This window comes from Micromonospora jinlongensis, from assembly GCF_013410645.1.
In the GTDB taxonomy this organism is placed as follows: domain Bacteria; phylum Actinomycetota; class Actinomycetes; order Mycobacteriales; family Micromonosporaceae; genus Micromonospora; species Micromonospora zamorensis.
In genome coordinates this window covers 48135-64630 of record NZ_JACCHK010000001.1, presented here as the reverse complement: position 1 = coordinate 64630, position 16496 = coordinate 48135, and the positions used below count along the sequence as shown (strand labels likewise).

The window sequence follows — 16496 nt, the reverse complement described above, 5'->3', positions numbered from 1 at the left end:
CGGCCCCTCCGGCTGCGCTCGAGCCGTCCTCCGACGCCGCTCTCCCTATTAGTCAAGGCGTCGCCGAAAACCAGGCCCACATCCCCAACACGCAAAGGAGGCACCACATGGATAGATACCAGGTTCGGATCATTCCGAAGTGGCATTCCCCGGCTGAGGTCGCCGCGATCCTCGGCTACGGTCTGTCCAAGGTAAAGATGAAGATTGCCACCGGGGAACTGCGCTCGGTCAAGGACGGCAAGTACCGCCGCATCCTGCCGGAGTGGATCGATGAATACATCCATACCCAGATCGATCGCCAGGACGCAGCCTGATGTCCGGCAAACGCGCCAACGGCGAAGGCTCCATCTTCCCGTACCAAAACGGGTTCGCCGCCTACGTCTGGGTCACCAAGCCCGATGGCAAACGGGACCGCAAGTACGTCTACGGAAAGACCCGCGACGAGGTCCACGACAAGTGGGTGAGGCTGCACCAACAAGCCAAGGCCGGTCCTGTCGCTACGAACGTCCCCACCGTGGCGAGCTATATGACGTACTGACTAGCAGAGGTCGTAGAGCCAAATCTCGCCCCGCTGACCTACGCCACGTACGAGACGCTGAGCCGCCTGTACATCGTTCCCGGCATCGGCGCCAAGCGACTCGACGGGCGGCTGTCGGTACGAGACGTTCAGACCTGGCTCAACAAGGTCGCGAAGACCTGCCAGTGCTCCGCGCAAGGGAAAGACGAACGCCGGCCACCGAAGAACCGCAAGTACTGCACGGTTGGCCGGTGCTGCCAGGACTTCCCCGCGGCTCGCACCGTCAAGGGAATCCGCGCCGTCCTCCGCTCGGCGCTCTCCCAGGCCGAAGTGGAGGAACTGGTCGCGAAGAACGTCGCAGCCCTGGTGAAGCTCCCACCGATCCGCAACCGCAAGGGCAAGTCGTGGAGCAGTGAGGAGGCTCGGTCGTTCCTGGAAGCCTCCCGCGACGACGACGATTACCTCTACGCCGCCTACGTCCTGGTCCTTGTGCTCGGCTTACGTAAGGGAGAAGTTCTCGGCCTCACCTGGGAGCACATCAACTGGGACGGCTGGCAGAAGCCGTGCACCGCCCACGGCGAGAAGTTCTGCGAGCACTGCCGCGACAACCACGACATCAATGAGCCGTTGCTGTACTTCGCTGCTGTACAAGATCAGAAATGGCCACCCGGAAGAATCCGAATGGCCTCTGACCTGCGTCGGGACGGCCGGATTCGAACCGACCACCCCTTGACCCCCAGTAGTCCGGTGGTCCAGCGGCATGCTCACGCACGTTTGTCCAGGTCGCTTGAAGCATAGACCGGACGAGTAAAGGAGTCCCGCACACCACTCCCCCGCCACCTCGACTCCCTTACTGCCGGCCGGCGTCGTCGGGGTTCAAGCCCCAAAGGGCGACGGCGACCCAGTATCCATGACTCGGGGCGATACCGGCCGACGGTTCTGCTATTACGAAGTGGAGTCGAGGAAGCTGGCCTCAGCCCAGCGTGAATGTTGTCGGCGTCGCGCGCGACCCAGAGGCTCGGCTGCTCGCGGGATAGCACGTGGCAGCGTCAGGAAGACTGCCGGGCGGAGCCTTCAGCGCGGTGAGCATTGTCGTCTACCTCGTAGCCCCGGTTGGATTGCCATGATTCTGCGGTTACGGCTGCCGCTGCGGCGTATTGATAGGCCGCAGCGGTCAGCCAGGCCACCGCGAGGGCGGTGGAGTCCTGCTGATTCAAGCGACCGAACGCGTCGCGGCTACGTCGGTGACCCGCGCGCCGTAGTTCGCGCAGCACGGCTGCGGCTGTCGGCAGTTGGGCGTCCAGGAGCGCCCGCGCGTCCCGGTCGACGTCCGGCACCAGGGCAGCGCGGCCGGCGGCGACCACTCGTTGCAGGTGGTGGGTGAGGAGATGCAGCGGCGGTTGAGGTTGATCGTTGCCGGGAAGCTCCGTGGTTTCGGCGTCGGGTAGGTCGGCGCGCTGGAGCTGGTCGACTCCAAGGTCGACGTGTCCGCCGAAGCGGTCCGGCAGCCAGGGCGCGGCGACGGCGAGACCGTGGACCTGGCGGGGTCCGTGGAAGCGCCCGATCATCCGTACCGGCATGCCGGTGGCGTGGGCGGCGAGCAGGCGCAGGTTCGCGACGTACGGGAGCACCGGATCATCGTGTGGAGCGAGGACGATGACCGGCCCCGGCAGTTGCGCCGTCTGCAGGAGTAGACCTCGCTGGTCGGCGGCGAGGACGCCGTCGAGGAAGGCGAGGTCGTGACCGGCGGGCCGCTCGTGTTGGGCGAGTTCGAAGGCGTTCAGCCAGCGGGCGGCCTGTTCAGGGACCGGTTGCCGCCAGAGTGCGTCGGCTGGTTCCTCGTGCCAGGTCCGGCCTGTGGTTCGTACGGCCTGCACTTCCCGGCCGTGGCTGAGGCGCCGGTCGACGGACGCATGGGCGTTGATGACGATAATCCCGGCGCGGCCCAGCTCGCGGTGGCTGATCGTCACGTCGCCGAGGTTCACGCTTGCCCGAGCCGCGTTGCGGGCTGTGTCGCCATCGCCGGGGCGTGCCTGCGCCAGGCTCCAGATGGTCGAATCGCCATCGGTCAGGTAGCTGATCGCGCCGATGTGGCCTGTGGTGGTGCGCAGCGGCTCGGTGCACAGCCCGTACAGGTGCAGATCGCCGACCGGGCCGTAGCCGCGCCGGCTCGTACCTCGGGCGGCTCGCTGGTCGCCGATGCCTTCGCTCAGGAGGTGAGAGACGATGAGTGCCTCGCGCAGATCTTCGGTGAGGTCGGCCAGCCGGAACCCGGGGGTGCTCCGGCGGGCTGCACGGAGTTGTTCAACCACTCTGGTCGCGGCTGTCGCCAGCCGGGGCAGTCCGATGGCGCGTGCCTGGTGGATGGCGCGGAGCAGGTCCGCCTGGGTTACCGCGCCGGCGCCTGCCACCCCGTGTTCGAGGATCTGCGCAACGACGTCGCGTACCTGGGTGGCGGCGGCCTTCTCGTCGGCGGTGGCGGACGGGGCGGCGGGGTCGGGCGGGTCGGCCTCGGTGGTCACGACGGCCTCGGCGGTGGCCACGTCCGATGCGGCTGCGGCCGCGTGGTCTTGGTGCGTGGTCAGGACGGGTGCGGCGCTGAGCACCGCGGCTCGGTGCAGGCAGCGTGGTGCGAGCAGGCAGTTGCAGGCGGCTCCGTCCGCGGTGTCGACCGGGGCGGTGAGGGTGACGGTGACGTGGTCGTCGATGGTGATCGACGCACCAGAGTCGGACGTGGTGATGGTCCAGGACGGCTGCTTCTCGATAGCCTGGTCGAGCTTGGACCGCAGCCGGGTGGGAAGGGCGGCGACAGCGTCGGCGACGACGTGTGGTGCGACGGCGGGCAGACTCATCGGACCTGGTCTCCGATCCAGCGGGCCAGTTCGGTGGGGCTCAGCGCGGCGACGGGCATCCCGGCGGCCACGAGTTGCCCGGCGACGGCGGTGCTGTAGCGGGCTTGACCTCGATCATCGAGGCTGGCGCAGCCGAGCAGGGTGACCCCGTCGTCGGCGAGTGCCCGGACGGCGGCCAGTAGCCCGCCGATGGGATGTCCCTCCTCGAAGTCGCTGACGAGCACGACGAGACTGCGGCTGGGGGTGGTGACGAGCTGCCGGGCGTAGCGCAGGGCGGCGGCGATGTGGGTGCCACCGCCGACGCTGATCTCCAACAGCAGGCTGAGCGGGTCGGCGACCCGGTCGGTGAGGTCGACAACCTCGGTGGAGAAGGTGACGAAGTGGGTTCGTAGGGTCGTCACGCCAGCGAGGACGGACGCGCTGAGCGCCGCCCAGATCGTGGACGGTTCCATCGACCCGGATACGTCGACGAGGAGAATGACCTGCCAGTCGACGCTGCGTCGACCGCGGCTGCGGAAGACGAACCGTTCGGGGCGGATCTGCACTGCGCCGTGGGAGTCGAGGTGTGCGGTGTGCAGGTTGGCGTGCACGGTGGCGCCGAGGTCGAGGCGCCCGCTGGGTCGGCGGGTACGTCGTGGTGTGGCGAGTCCGGTCAGTGCCGGTCGGATCTGTCGGGCCAACTGCGCGGTCAGTTCGGTGACGAGCCTGGCGACGAGTGGGCGCAGTCGGTTGAGCCGCGCCTCGGGAAGCCCGCCGGCCAGTGCCAGGACGGTGTGCAGCAGTTCCACCGAGGGTCGGACGTCTTCGGGTGCGATGGTGAGCAGGGCGTCGGCACGTCCGCGTTCGGCGGCGCGAGCGAGCACCTCGTCGCGTACCGCGGCGCCGAACAGCGCTTCGAGGTCGTCGGCCCACTCACGCACCTGCGGGTATGCGGGTTGTCGCCCACCGCCACGTCCGGCGGCGGTGTGGGAGCCTTCTCCCCTGCCGCTGCCGTACAGCTCGTCGAGTGCGGTGGCGAGTCGGCGGGCGTGCGGTGGCAGGTCGTCGGGGCGGCGGCCGAGCAGCAGCCGCCAGCGCTGCGCGGCGGGCAGCGCGTGCGCCCGGTGAGCCGGGCGGGGTTCTGCCGGGGGCGGTGGTGGAGCCGACTTCTCGGCGGTGTGGTCGTCGCTGCCCGGCGGCAGTCCAAGGGTGGTCAGGGCCTGCCGTCCCGACTGGTCGACGGCGAGCCAGTCGGCGAGCAGGCTCGGTGCGACGCTCACCGTCGCGTCGACATCACCGATGCGTCGACGGACGGTGTCCAGAACACGGTCCCGGTCGGCGGGGCTCAACGCGTCGAAGCCGCCGCGCAGCGCTGGCAGCCGGCGGATGAAGTGGTCGTCGTCCCAGCCGTCGATGGTCTTCAGCAGCGGGGTCAGTGTGTCCCCACCGGCTTCGAGCAGGGCGCCGGCGAGGCTGAGCGCTCCGCGGAGTCGGTCGGTGCATTCCGCGGCCGGCATCTCGGTCCAGGACGCCAGGACCACGCCGAACTCGTGGGGAGCGGCGATGCCGAGCAGTACCTGGACGGCGTGGGCCGCTCCCCGCATCAGCGGTGATCCGTCGCGGGCGAGGCGGCTGACGGCGTGGCCGAGGCGCAGCAGGTGACCGCTGTCGTCGGCGTGCCGGACAAGGTCGAGCAGCGCGCGGGCGTCCCCTGGGTCGGTGGATCCGGCGAGCCCGTCAATGGCGCGGACTGCCGCGGCGTGCAGGTGTGTCAGGTGCTCGTCGAGGGCGGCTGGCGGTGACGGGGTGGCGGGGATGTGCCCCCGGTGCAGCCGCTGGAGCAGTTGGCTGGCCGTGGCGAGGTCGGCGAGGGTGGCGGTGCCGGTCACGGCGGTGTGCAGGTCGGCGAGGCGGACGTCGACGGCGTCGGGTAGTCCGCAGGCGGCGGCGCGGGCGAGCCCGGCGACAGCTTGTGCGGCGGTGGGGCCGCCGTCGGTCACCTCTCGGCGGCGCCGGGTGTTCAGCATGCCGGCGGCGGCTTGGGCGAGGGTGACACCGTGTGGGCTGGCGGCGGCGAGCCCGGCGTCGGTGCCGGGCTGCCAGTGCAGCCGCCAGCGGGTGGTGAGAGTTTCGGCCGTGGTGGTCTCTGCGGGCTCGGCGTAGGGCACCTGGCAGGCGAGCAGTCGCTGCAGGGTGGCCTCTCGTCGCCGGTCGAGTGGGGTACGCAGTGGATCAAGCCGAACGGTGCGGGGCGGGTCACCGGGGCCGGGCAGGCGCAGCTCGTGCAGCAAAGCCGTGGTCGCGGGAGTCAACCCGCAGACGGGTGTGTCCGGGCAGGGGTGACCGCGGCGCTGTCCGATCAGGGTGTGCTGCATGGCGGCGGCGACCGCTCGGCCCCGGCCGGCCGGTTCGCCCTGGGCGAGGACGGTCTGCAGCGCTTCGACGAGTTCACCTCGTCCGGCGGCGGGCAGGTTCCGCAGTCGGGCCAGATCGTGGGCGAGCCGGGTGATCTCGGCGGCCTCCGCCGGTCCCGTGGGGTGTCCCTGGTCCCGCAGGTGCCGGGTGATCTCGACGGCGAAACCGCGCAGGTGGGCGGCCAGCGCGGTGGGATCGGCGTGAGCATCGTGGACAGCCTGCTGCCAACGAGGATCGCGGATCCCGGCGGGATAGCCGGACCGCGCGTCGAGCAGGTCGAACGAGTACGGCACCAGAGAGATGACCGGGGTACGTCGTGGCGCCTCGGCATCGGGTGTCGGTGGTGTGGTGGGTGCTGGGTGTCCCGGTGTGGTCAGGGCGGGCGCGTGGAAGGCGCCGACGACGACGGCGAGACGGCCCGAGGTCTCCGCGATCTGCTGCCGCATCCACGCCTCGCGCCGCTGATCGAGGGCGCCGATGCCGTCGGCGTCATCGGTGCGAAGCGCCCAGCCGACTGCCAGCGCCGACCGGCGTACCGCCTCGGGCGGTGAGCCGGGGGCCGCGGCCTCGACCCAGCGGTCCCACAGGTCGTCTCCGGTCCGACCGGTCAGGGTGGCTCGCACGCTGTCGGCGTACCCGATCACCCGTGGTCCGACGGCCGCCGGGCGTTCCTGCCACGCCGGGTCGCTCAGCGGAAGATCGCAGCAGTGGGCCGGCACGCCTCGCCGTTGCGCCCACCGCAGCGCGGCGAGCTCCGGGGAGAAGTCGGCGAACGGGTAGAAGGCGAGCGGTCCGCCTTCGTCACCGCTGGCGGCGGCCAAGGCGACCGGCGCCTGGGTGTCGGGGTGCGCCAACCAGGTCAGCCACGGCTGCATGTCGGCGGGCAACTCGACCAGCACCGCGTCCGGGGCGGCCGCGTCCAGCAGGGCGGGGATCGCCGCGGCGAGCACCGGCGAGTGATGCCGCACTCCGATCAGGGTGACGCGGCCGGTGTCGCTGAGACGTGCGACGGCGGCGCGCGGGTCGTCAGCGGTGCTGTCGTCAGTCACGCAGGACATCGCGTTGTTCCCACAGCTGCCGCCACATCCGGCCGCCGGCCTCGGCGCGGCGGCGCAGGGCGCCGTCCCAGTACGCCAACAGCCGCGCATGGTCGGCCGGGTCGTCCTTACGCACCACACCCACCAGGTGCCCGGGGAGCAACGACAACGGGTCCGGGCCAGGCAGGTACGAGATGGACAGGCCGATCGACGCGGCGACGGCGACCGCCTCAGCGGTGCTCATGACTGAGGACGGACGCTCCACCTCCCAGCCCTCGACGGTGCTGCCGGTGCGCAGATCGCGGAAGGCGGTCACCAGGGTCTCCAGCACCGCCTCGTCCACCGTGTACGCGGCGCCGACCCGTTCCACGGCGGCGCGGGCCTGCCGGGTGACGAGGGCGACCTCGGCGTCGAAGTCGGCGATCGGAGGCACCACCTCGAAGTTGAGCCGCCGTTTCAACGCCGCGGACATCTCGGACACGCCCCGGTCCCGCAGGTTGGCCGTGGCGATGACGCAGAAGCCAGGAGCCGCGTAGGCGACGGAGTCGTCGGGGAGTTCGGGCAGGACCAACCGACGGTCGGACAGGATCGACACCAGCGCGTCCTGCACCTCGGGCAGGCAGCGGGTGATTTCCTCGACCCGGGCGACGGCACCGGTGGTCATCGCGGTGAGCACCGGCGAGGGCACCAGTGCCTCCCGGGACGGCCCCTTGGCCAGCAGGAGCGCGTAGTTCCAGCCGTAGCGCAGCTGTTCCTCGGTCGTGCCGGCCGTACCCTGCACGGCCAGGGCACTTGTGCCGCACACGGCGGCGGCGAGCAGCTCGGACAGCATCGACTTGGCGGTGCCCGGTTCGCCGACGAGCAGCAGGCCTCGCTCACCGGCCAGGGTCACGACACACCGCTCGATGAGGGCCCGCTCCCCCACGAACTTCGCCGCGATGGTGACCTGACGACCGTCGGGGCCTTGGACGGGGCGGCCGGCGGAGCCGGCGATGAACGTGACTACCGCCTGGGGGGTCAGCTTCCAGCCGGGCGGGCGGGGACCACGGTCGGCGGCAGTCAGGAACGCCAGCTCGTCGGCGTACAGGTGCTCCGGCGGGTCGATCTGTCGGACGTTCACGCCTTCTCCTGCAGGTCGAGGTAGCGAGGTTTGTCACCGGCGGTCACGCGATCCCAGGCGAGGCGGAACAGCTCCGGCGTCGCGTGGGTGACCAGGGTCAACCCGTTGAGGAACAGGTACAGCGGCCGCTTCCAGCTCTCCATGGGCGGGTTGGGGTTCTTCGCCGCAAGCCAGCCACCGGGCAGGAAGACGCCGCGGCCGGCGCGTTCCCGCTTGCCTGCCACCACCAGTCCGGAGTCGAGCAGCGCCGCCTGGGCGTGCTTGAGGGTGGCGGGCTTCCACGCGTTCCAGGTGCGCACGTTGACATCGGTGGGGTTCGGCAGGGCAAGCAGCTGCAGATAGTGGCTGGCCGAATCCCGGTCGAGGCCGGTGTGAGCTGCGACGGTGTCGACCAGGTCGGGTGCGCTGACCCGAGGGTCGCGGTGTTCGCCGCTGGCACCCTCAGGGGTGGACAGCACGGCGGCGATGTCCGGTGAGAGCACCAGCCGCAGCGTGTCCGCGACCGGGCCAGAGATGAAGCCGACCGCCGGGTCCTGCGGTCCGCTGAGCCGGGCAGGGGCGAGGTGGTGCGCGACCATGTCCCGGAAGGAATGCCCGACCACGAGCGCCGGTCCCACCTGGGGTGGCTCATCCACCTCGTGTCGTCCGGCGCCGATCAGCAGCCGCGGGTTACGCAACCGCTGCCGCAACAGCTCCAACGCCCGAGGCAGAGCATCGCGCATCGGTTCGCCCCACGGCAGCTGGTAGGCCAGCCACAGCAGTGCCACCGTGCATCCGTACAGGTGGTTGCCGTCGAACGGGGTTCCGTCAGTGGCGGTGGTCTCCAGTCGGCCCCAGTCACCGGGCTGGCTTTCCCCGTCGGTGGTCAACCAGTTTCCGGGTGCGGGGTCGGCGATCGTCTGCAGGATGTCGGCCGCTCGGTTTGTGGGCAGGATCCGGGTGGCGTCGGCGAGCAGTTGCTCGCCGATGACGACGCGGGCGCCGCGCAGTGCCAGCCAGGCCTTTGCGACACGGTCGACGTCCGGGCCTGTCCGCCACAGATCGGCCGGGTCCTGCGGCATCGCCGCGTCCACCAGCGCGATGCGGTGCCCGTATGACAGGGATTTCAACGCGTCGCGGGCGGTGCGCGCCTGGGTGCTGTTCACCCCGAGGATGCGCCGCTGGTCGGCGGTGAGGAAGTTCGCCTGCCAGTCGTCGATGCCGGGAAGACCGGCCAGCAGCAGGGCGGCCTCGGCTCGCGTCATGCCGGTGGGCTGCACCAGGTCGTCGACGCATTCCGCGCGCCACGGGGCCGGGCCCTGCTCGGTGAGCAGCCGGCAGAACGCGCTGATGCGATCGGCGCCCCGCCAGCCGCCCGCGACGGTCTCCGCCTCGACGGTGGCACCGGGCGGCGGGGTGAACCCTCCGTTCGGGGACCACTGCACGGCCGTGCGTCGCCACTGCTTGCCTCGCCCGGCGTACCAGGTGGGGCCGCTTTCTGGCAGCAACACCGTGACCTGGGCCCCGTCGCGCTGAATGACCCGGTGGCTTTCCAGGGGCGCCTCGTCCCACGTCGCGGTGATCACACGCACCGGCTGTGCCGGGTCTGTCAGAACGGTACCGGCCAGGGTGGACAGCAACTGGGTCAGCGCAAGGCGCTCCTGCTCAGTGGTGACCGGCGCGGCGGCGCGGACTGCCAGGGCGCCGAGTCCGCCGAGCGCGTCCACCCACGTCGGGCTGGCCTGCGGTACGTCCTCGATCGTCCCGGCCGTGAGGAGGTCGGCGACCGCGCTGATCTGGCGAAGGATCTCTCGCCGCGTCTGGGCGCTACCGCTGTAGTAGGTGAATCGTGCCGCCGGCAACAGCCCGGACCAGGCGGTGCGCAGTAGATCGTCGGCGACGGCGTTGACAGTGGTCTCGTCGACCGGTTCGGTCGCCAACAGCTGCGGCACCCCTTCCAGCCGCCGGCGTAGCCGTACCGCGCGCACCACCTTCTCTGCCAGGGCGGTACGGAGCACCGGGTCGGTCACCTCCGTCAGCACCTCGGTGACGAGGGCCAGCGCCACCGCGTTGATCTCGGTGGACTTCGTGACGGTGTCGTCGATTGCCATCAGCCGGGCCGCGTCGGCGGCGTCGATCCGCCGCAGCCGGGCCGAGCCCGGCACATCGCGCGGGGCCAGTGCGTGCCACCAGGCCAGCGGCGGAAGGTGCCGGGATGGTCGGCACCGGTCGACCGGTTCTCGGCCGTCGGCACTCCAGACGGTCAGCTCCAACTCGGCCCGGTGATGGGGCCGCCCGGTCACCGGTAGCACGGCGTCGCTGCCCGGTAGCCGGAGGCCGGCAACCAGCGCGTCGCCGTGGAACGGGTTGCGGCTGGCCCGGACCGCGCTCGAATGCCAGGACACCCGCCGTCCGTCAACGCCCTCCCCTACCTGCGTTCCGTCCGGCAGGCGGGTCACCCGCCACCCGACCAGCCCGTCGCGCCAGCCCAGTGGCGACGAGGCGAACTGTGCCGGCGCCGGCCGCAACTCGCACAAATCAGCGACGAGGGTCGTACCCGGGGGCAGATCGGCGGCGAAGAACGCGGGAAGGCTGTATCGGCCACCCTCGCCCGTCGCCGGGTCGTACTCCCGCCAGCGCCGCTCCACGGCCGTCGGGTCGGCGGGCTGTTCGCAGCGCCAGAACGAGACGCCGTCACCAGCGACCGGATACGTCGCGGCCGGACTGCCGGTGTCCCCGGCGTGCCAGGGCCGACTGCCCGTGGTCGTCGCGCCATTAGGCAACGGCATCGGCAGCGACCGGCGGCCCCACGGGGTGTGGTCGGTCGGTTGGCCGGGGTCGATCAGCTCGTCCGGGTCGGCCGACCAGTAGCCGACGAGCCGGCCGCCAGTGCTGTACCAGGTGACCAGGAGTTGTCCGTTGACCAGCCGGCAGGTGGTGTCGGCGTGGGAGTTGCGCGCGTACGGGCTGTCCGAGGGCGGATACCGGAAGATGTGTTCATTGGTCGGGACGTCGACGTCGACGACGTGTGCCGTCCGGTTGTCGTGCACCACCAGTTGGGGCCAACCGTCGCCGAAGCGTCGGCTGAGCTTGTCCTCGGCCACCTGCTCGTAGGCCGGCCAGGACAGCTCCGCGACCAGGCCGGCCCGCAGCGACCGGGCGAGTACCGCAGGCACGTCGACCTTCGCCAGGGCGGTGAATGCGTCCGGGGCCAACGCCACACCGGCGGGCGACCACACGGCCGCGAGCTGGGACAGCGCCTCGTCCAAGCCGATCAGGGTACCCTCCCGCACCCGGGCAGCCCGTTCGACGAGCAATTCGGCCAGCACCTCCCGCAGGCCGGCCGCTCCCAGCGTCTCAGTGACCAGCTGCGCCGGCAGTGGCCCCGACCCCTGCCTGCTGTGCAGCTCCGACAGTGCGTCGGCGGCCCCCCGCGTCAGCAGCACCCGACACCTGGAGTCGGCGGCCACGGCATGCAGGTCCCGCCGGCCGGGGCCGACGTCGTGCACCCAGGCAGACACGTTGAACGCACCGCTGTCGCTGTCAATCACCACCGGTACCCCGCCAGCCAGGCACACGTCAAGGACGTCCAGGTCGGCCCGGTGAGCGAAGCCGCTCCACAACGTCACCGGCCGGCCCTCCGCCCGCAGCCGCGGCACCAAGTCCGCCACGACGCGGATGAGCCGCTCACAACGACGCCGGCTGCGCCGTTCCCGCAGCGCCATCAGCCGCTCCAACCACCGCGCCGCGGACACCGTCGCCGCCTCGTCGCGCAGCAGATCGAGCGTGCCCGCCGCGTCCAGCAGCTCCAGCCAGAAGTCGGTGACATCCGTGGACCAACCGGGCGGCTCGGGAAAAATATCCACCAACCGCGAGCGCACCGCCGGGTCATCCTTGGCCAGCCGCATCAGGGATTTGCGGTACGCCTTCCACACCGCCTCGCTCGAGCGCGTCATCGCGGGGAACGCCAGCAACTGCCGGACCACCGCCTCGGCCTGCTCCTCAACGTCCACGCCGGCCGCCTTTGCCAGCCGCCGCAGATCCTCCGCCATCCCGGCGTACGGCGGCAGCCCGCCAGCGACGCGACGAATGGCAAGGGTCCGCACCAGCTCGTACGCCTCGGGTGCTGGCCGCCGCGTCGCGACCGCGCGGGAGTACTCGGTCAGCATCTTCGCCGTCAGCGCACCCGCGAAGGCGAACTCCAGATGCACCTCCCGCAGCCGCTCCTCGTCCACTGGCAGCCCGTGCACCTGCTCGGCCCGCCGGGCTTCGGCGAAGCAGCCGCCGGCCATCCGCGGGTTGTCGGCGGCGCGGAACGCCCGCCCGGCCTCCTCCCAGAACGTCGGCAGGAAATGCGGCGCCGCCGCACCCAACCGGGCGGCAAGCTGCTGGTAACCCTCGCGGGCGTTACCCGGCTTGGAGGCGGCGGTTCGCGCAAGCCGGGCCATGTCCTTGACCATTGCCAGCGCGTGCCGACCATTCGCCGGATCATTGATCAACGCCCAGGCCGGGAAGCCGAGCGACTGCCGCCGGGCCGTGCCCACCGGCGTCGGTTCGGCGGTACGGCTGAAGCCGAGGAACTCCATCGACAGGTCCTCGGCCTCGCCCAGCGTCGCCCCGGCCAGACGGACGACGGTCCGACCTGTGAGCGCCGGATGGGTGTAGCGACGCGCGGCCATCACGTCACGTCCGGTCTGCGCCTCACCGCCAGGCAGGATCGCCCCCGCCTCCAACAGCGTCTCACTCACGCACGCTCACCGTCCTCGTCGACAACCCGTCCGGCGTGAAGATTCGCCGCCATCCGCATCCCTTCCGACCACGCCACTGGCCCCACAGCCGCCAACGCCACCGCCTCCCCCTCCGGGTCGGTGAAATAGAGCGGGCCGGTCTCGGTTTCGTACAGCGGATCGCCCTCGCCGATCCACACCGACGCGACCATAGAGACGCCGTCCTCCCACACCCGCACCGACGCGGCGCCACCCTGCACGCGGTAGCCCGCCGACGTCGCCCGCGCCTGCACGTGGCGCAACTCCTTGTAGCGGGCCCCGGCGTATCGGGGCAGGTCACGCCGCCGGTCGTCGAGTGACTCCGGCAGCGCCCACACCTCCCGGAACAGCTGCAGCGTCTCCTGCCGCACCCCCAGGTCTGCGGCGAACTCCCGCAGATCTGCCAGATCAGGCAGACGAACCGGGTGCGGCAGAACAACCTGCACGGCGGTGATCCGGCCGCTCTCGCCGTCCAGGTCCACCACACCCAGACCCTTCTCGGGGTCCGCGTCACGCAGCAGCCCCGCGCGGTCGGTGTCCCATCGCCCCGCGCCGTCGATCGGCACCACGACCAGATCACGCAGCGACGTCCGCCATGCCTCGTCTGCCCATACCTCGCAGATGACGGTGGTCGGCACGGGCAGCGACCGCACCATCCACTGCTCGACCTCCCGCCGGCAGGAAACCTCGTGCCGCTTCAACCACTCCGAGAGCTGCCGCAAGCCGACGACCACGTCGGTGTCACGCAACGCCTTCGGTAGGCCTTTGAGCAGCCTGCCCTGGCGGTTACGCGCGATCACCTTCCCGCGTTCCAGGCTCACCTCGTAGTCGGCACCGGCCGTCAGCCAGCCCATGTTGATCTCCTCCCGCCGCGCAGTGAGCGGGATTCTGCCATCCGCGACCGACACTCGAGATCACCGTGCCCCGATGGGTGCAGCAGGAGTTCGCGTGCGCAGGTCACCGTCTTCGATGGCGGTAACGCCACCTTCTACGGATACATGCCGGCAGAGCATCTCCACAGTCTGATGGCCAACTGCTTCTCCCTCGACGGACGCTTGACTGGATGCTCGAAGAAGCCGAACGCACCGACGCGGTCGCGATCTATCGGACTGCCCCAACTTAATGACCAACCAGAACAATGCAGGGCAGGGCGACGGGTCACGGAACTGGCGGGCGGAGCTCGGGAAAACTCTTGAAGCTCGACGATCTGCGGCAGGACCTCGCAACCGAGTTCATCCGGTTAGTGAGCGGCTCGCCGTCGGCGGTCGGCAACACGAAGTTGCGCCCAGAAGAGCCGACCGCGGCACAGGCCGGGAACAATGTCCTGCCTGTCCGAAATCGCCTGCTGTTAAGGTCCAGCAGCGACCACAACGACGCCGATGCAGAACGCCTACCAGGCGATTCACTGCGGGGGCAACCAAGATCGGCTCGCAAAACCACCCGAGTTAAGGGTTCCAGCAGCGCCTTACACGCCATTTCATCGAGCCGCAACAATAAACTGAGGGTTTCCGCGAGTCACTGACCTGCGGAAACCCTCTTGCTGTCGGGACGGCCGGATTCGAACCGACGACCCCTTGACCCCCAGAGATCGGCAATGGGGTGTGGTTCGGCTCGCACGACTGGTCGACGGTTTGATGGTGGTTGCCGTGGTCCCACTCGGTGTCGTCGGTTGCTGTACTTCGCTGCTGTACAACCGAGCGGAGCCCAACGATCTTCAGAATGGCTCAGGAGGACGGCTTTCCAACTTTGCTGCAAGCTTAGAGCGCAGTTTGCGATGGAGGCGGTTGATTCGAATTGAGATGAACGCTCTTGGGTATCTGATTATCCTTGGGATTCGGAGGTAATCAGCTACGAGCGCTGGAGTGGAACGCGAAATCTGATCGAGGGTTAGATCCTCGTCTCGCGCCCTACGCGGACTCTGCAGCTTGAAGCGCCTCCACTGCGTCCCTGAACTGTCGGTGAACTGGATCTCGATGTCCGGAGGGCCATACCGTTCCATAACCTCATCCTCAGTCATGGGGCGGGGCATACGAGGGCTGTATGTGATGAATTCCCTCGAAGAGTTTCCACTCTGTATCGAAGGATCCGAAACAACCATCCATGAACTACGTTCCATCTCCGGACCGGCATAGAAATCCGCTTTGATTAAAACATTATAGATTGGGTCGGAACTTGCGTTATGGATAGTGACTACCTGCCCACGATAGCTGCCATGGTCATCCACAGCCGACCCCTTCGGTTCCGCCCAGACGAGGCGAGCCTGCCGAGCTTCGGTCTCGGCTCGCTCTTGTCGCCACCTCCGCAATTCGAGGACGAGTAGCAGACCTGTCACCAGAACGGCGATGGCCGATAGGACGGCGCTGGCGATGTTCCCCCATGCCTGCATCCAGTCGGTAACCTTCGGGGCCTCGGTCGCGAGCACCGAGTCAGGGTAGCGACCAGTGTCCAAAAAGTTGCCGATGCGCAGGTCGGCTCGCGGACGGCAACTTGGGTTTTCCCGGCTCGGCAACCCTCGTCGCTGCTAGCCATCCCGTCGGCCTTCGTCCGCACTCCGTGGAGTGGGTGGGGCCTGCCCGGTCAAGGTGGAGCACCCCACTGGCTGAACGACCTTGACCGGGCAGGCCCCACCTGCTCGGCTCTGTCCGGACGAAGGTTGTCGGGATGGGCGCCAACCATCCCAGAGCGCCCGAGCGCCCCGCCGGCGGCGTGTTCGACACGGATCGCTTCTATGCCTTGGCCCGTGATGTACGCGAAGCTGGTGGCGTGACAGCCTCCCACGAGCTTCTGGCCTTCCTGGATCAAGTTACGCAGGAAATGGAGGCCGAGTATCAGAGGATCTACAGGCGCTCTACAGAGGACCCTGGCACGGCAGGCGACGAGGGAGAGTCGAACTGGGCGGGTCTGCTCTCCGACTGGCTGCCCGCAGACCTGCACGTCGCAACCAAGGGAAGAATCCTGGCCGCAGATGGAACGGCTAGCCCACAAGTCGATGTTGTCGTCCTATCTGGGGATTATCCGCGCAAACTGCGCGACAAAAAGCTGTACCTCGCCCCTGGCGTGGTTGCGGCTTTCGAATGCAAGAACACGTTGAGAAGGTCCCATCTAAAGAAATTCTTTGCGAATGCCGCCGCAATAAGCAAGCTGACAAATGACTACAGAACAAATCTGTACGCCAATACGTGCAGTCCCATCCTTTACGGGCTACTAGCCCACAGCCATGAATGGGAGAGCAGCACCGAAGGGTTGGAGAAAATCGACTCCGAGATTCAGCGACAGCACCAGCTTGCTGGACATCCAAGAGATCTGCCTTCCCTTATATGCGTGAGCGACCTCCATACCTGGGAGAACCACATTCGCAGTCTTTCTATGAAGAAGATGCCGCGAGGCTTTCATGTAGATTCCAGGAGCATCGAATCACGCAACGTTGAGGCAGTTAGCCTCTTCATGCGCTGGAAGTCCGAGATCGGACGTCCAAACTCGCCCGCCACACCACCGATCCCAATAGGCGCGATGCTATTCTTCGTTTTGAGCCGCATGGCAGTCGTCAACCCACAAAACGCCTCTATGGCCGACTACTACTGGAAGGCCGGAATAAGCGCGTCACGGAGTGTCATTTCGGCTCACAGGTGGGACATCAACGACATATATAGCGAATATATGTTGCGCTCACTCAAGTCGGGCGACTGGGAGCTGAAGTCTGATCGCCGGAATAGCCCGCTGATCCCTTGACGCGTGTGCAGCGTCAGCTTGCAGCCAGCGACGCCCCGGAACTGCCATCGACCATGGCGGCCCGGGGCTTCTTCGCATGTCGCGCCGCCGGCGGGGCTGCAA

General features: G+C 68.9%; 7 protein-coding genes and 1 pseudogene. 3 read left to right on the top strand and 5 right to left on the bottom strand.

The annotated features are described in order from the left end of the window. Positions 1 to 107: 107 nt before the first annotated feature. Entirely contained in the window at positions 108 to 314 is a 207-nt protein-coding gene (locus HNR22_RS00275; RefSeq protein WP_179778462.1) for an excisionase family DNA-binding protein, read from the top strand. Further along, positions 314 to 1135 (top strand): annotated as a pseudogene (locus HNR22_RS00270) (site-specific integrase); the annotation flags it as partial. The gene HNR22_RS00275 and the pseudogene HNR22_RS00270, both read left to right, overlap by 1 nt. 431 nt (positions 1136 to 1566) lie before the next feature. On the opposite strand, the gene HNR22_RS00265 reads toward HNR22_RS00270, so the two are convergent. Genes HNR22_RS00265 through HNR22_RS00245 form a run of 5 tightly spaced genes read right to left on the bottom strand, consistent with a single transcriptional unit; the run spans position 1567 to position 13519 of the window. Then, positions 1567 to 3369 (bottom strand): hypothetical protein, encoded by a 1803-nt coding sequence (locus HNR22_RS00265; protein WP_179778461.1) that lies wholly within the window; start codon positions 3367 to 3369, stop codon positions 1567 to 1569. Further along, complete coding sequence (locus HNR22_RS00260) at positions 3366 to 6812, bottom strand: DUF5682 family protein (RefSeq protein ID WP_343059620.1); 3447 nt, start codon at positions 6810 to 6812, stop codon at positions 3366 to 3368. Before HNR22_RS00260 ends, HNR22_RS00265 begins: the two co-directional genes overlap by 4 nt. Next, positions 6805 to 7920, bottom strand: coding sequence for an AAA family ATPase (locus tag HNR22_RS00255; protein WP_179778459.1), 1116 nt, complete (start codon positions 7918 to 7920; stop codon positions 6805 to 6807). The genes HNR22_RS00260 and HNR22_RS00255 overlap by 8 nt, the downstream gene beginning before the upstream one ends. Then, positions 7917 to 12647, bottom strand: a complete 4731-nt coding sequence (locus HNR22_RS00250; protein WP_179778458.1) for a hypothetical protein — start codon at positions 12645 to 12647, stop codon at positions 7917 to 7919. Before HNR22_RS00250 ends, HNR22_RS00255 begins: the two co-directional genes overlap by 4 nt. Then, the gene (locus tag HNR22_RS00245; RefSeq protein WP_179778457.1) at positions 12644 to 13519 is read right to left on the bottom strand and encodes a DUF4132 domain-containing protein; all 876 of its coding nucleotides are present in this window, start codon (positions 13517 to 13519) and stop codon (positions 12644 to 12646) included. Before HNR22_RS00245 ends, HNR22_RS00250 begins: the two co-directional genes overlap by 4 nt. A 1807-nt stretch (positions 13520 to 15326) precedes the next feature. Here HNR22_RS00245 and HNR22_RS00240 point away from each other — a divergent pair. After that, positions 15327 to 16394, top strand: coding sequence for a DUF6602 domain-containing protein (locus HNR22_RS00240; RefSeq protein WP_179778456.1), 1068 nt, complete (start codon positions 15327 to 15329; stop codon positions 16392 to 16394). The last annotated feature ends 102 nt before the right edge of the window (positions 16395 to 16496 follow it).

Coding starts and splice junctions, on each gene's coding strand:
- HNR22_RS00275 (WP_179778462.1), top strand. CDS start 108: ATGGATAGATACCAGGTTCGGATCATTCCGAAGTGGCATTCCCCGGCT.
- HNR22_RS00265 (WP_179778461.1), bottom strand. CDS start 3,369: ATGAGTCTGCCCGCCGTCGCACCACACGTCGTCGCCGACGCTGTCGCC.
- HNR22_RS00245 (WP_179778457.1), bottom strand. CDS start 13,519: ATGGGCTGGCTGACGGCCGGTGCCGACTACGAGGTGAGCCTGGAACGC.
- HNR22_RS00240 (WP_179778456.1), top strand. CDS start 15,327: ATGGGCGCCAACCATCCCAGAGCGCCCGAGCGCCCCGCCGGCGGCGTG.